Here is a 658-nt window from a genome sequence, read left to right on the forward strand (position 1 = left end):
GGGTGTGTGTTGGGTCGGTGGGGATGAGGCGTGGGTTGTGAACGGAACCGCCGGGACTGTATGAGTCTGTGCGCGGTTTGTGCACAGCGACACTCACAGCCAATTGAACCGCCCCGGTGAGTCCGGAGACTCTCTGATCTGAGACCTCAGCCGGCGGCTGGTCTCTGGCGTTGAGCGTAGTAGGCAGCCTCGAGTTCGACCGGCGGGACGTCGCCGCAGTACTGGTAGAGGCGGCGATGGTTGAACCAGTCGACCCAGCGCGCGGTGGCCAACTCGACATCCTCGATGGACCGCCAGGGCTTGCCGGGTTTGATCAGCTCGGTCTTGTATAGGCCGTTGATCGTCTCGGCTAGTGCATTGTCATAGGAGCTTCCGACCGCTCCGACCGACGGTTGGATGCCTGCCTCGGCGAGCCGCTCGCTGAACCGGATCGATGTGTACTGAGATCCCCTATCCGTATGGTGGATAACGTCTTTCAGGTCGAGTACGCCTTCTTGTTGGCGGGTCCAGATGGCTTGCTCGATCGCGCCGAGGACCATGGAGGTGGCCATCGTGGAAGCGACCCGCCAGCCCAGGATCCTGCGAGCGTAGGCGTCGGTGACAAAGGCCACGTAGGCGAACCCTGCCCAGGTCGACACGTAGGTGAGGTCTGCTACCC

Annotated in this window: 1 pseudogene; it reads right to left on the reverse strand. The window is 62.5% G+C overall.

Features of this window, described 5'->3' with window-relative positions:
• Positions 1 to 146: 146 nt before the first annotated feature.
• A pseudogene (locus tag IEW58_RS13700) lies at positions 147 to 658 on the reverse strand (IS3-like element IS6110/IS987 family transposase); the annotation flags it as partial.

Source organism: Tsuneonella deserti (assembly GCF_014644315.1).
Classification (GTDB): Bacteria; Pseudomonadota; Alphaproteobacteria; order Sphingomonadales; family Sphingomonadaceae; genus Tsuneonella; species Tsuneonella deserti.